Origin of the sequence: Serratia sp. 506_PEND (assembly GCF_001076875.1) — a bacterium.
Taxonomy (GTDB): domain Bacteria; phylum Pseudomonadota; class Gammaproteobacteria; order Enterobacterales; family Enterobacteriaceae; genus Serratia; species Serratia marcescens.
This window is the reverse complement of record NZ_JVEL01000261.1, coordinates 1-440: the sequence shown is the minus strand read 5'-3', so window position 1 is coordinate 440 and position 440 is coordinate 1. Positions and strand designations below refer to the sequence as shown.

Here is a 440-nt window from a genome sequence, read left to right as displayed (position 1 = left end):
GCACGCTGAGCCGGGTGATCCCACTCTGGCAGGATACCGTAATCATCCCGACTGACGGGATCGTGCGGATCAGTACGCGATCGCCCTCTACAGGATCGGCCGTCATCTGAAATCCGCTGTCATGGATCTGATTTTTCGCGACGGATTGATGAAAGCGCGCCAGGGCGTCATAACAGGCGAGCCGCAACGTGGGATCCTGTTCCGACTGGCACTTGTCCAGACCACTTGGGGCAACCGACTTCCCCGTCAGCGCGGCGAGTAGTGGCAATAACGTCAGCATCCCCATCATGCCTTCTCCAGCTTCTGACACTTATGATCAAGCGTCCGGCGCGGAATATTCAGGCTCTCAGCCACGCGCTGACGATCCCCGCTAAAAAACGCCAGACGTGAGCGAATAACACCCGACTCAAAGGTCTGAACGGCTTCACGTAAATCCCGGA

1 protein-coding gene and 1 pseudogene are annotated in these 440 nt (G+C 57.5%); both read right to left on the bottom strand.

The genetic code is table 11. From position 1 onward, the window contains the following. Positions 1 to 289 (bottom strand): annotated as a pseudogene (locus ADK28_RS06855) (hypothetical protein); the annotation flags it as partial. Further along, a partial coding sequence (locus ADK28_RS30960; protein ID WP_152929644.1) for a helix-turn-helix domain-containing protein occupies positions 286 to 440 on the bottom strand: 155 nt, incomplete at its 5' end. The pseudogene ADK28_RS06855 and the gene ADK28_RS30960, both read right to left, overlap by 4 nt.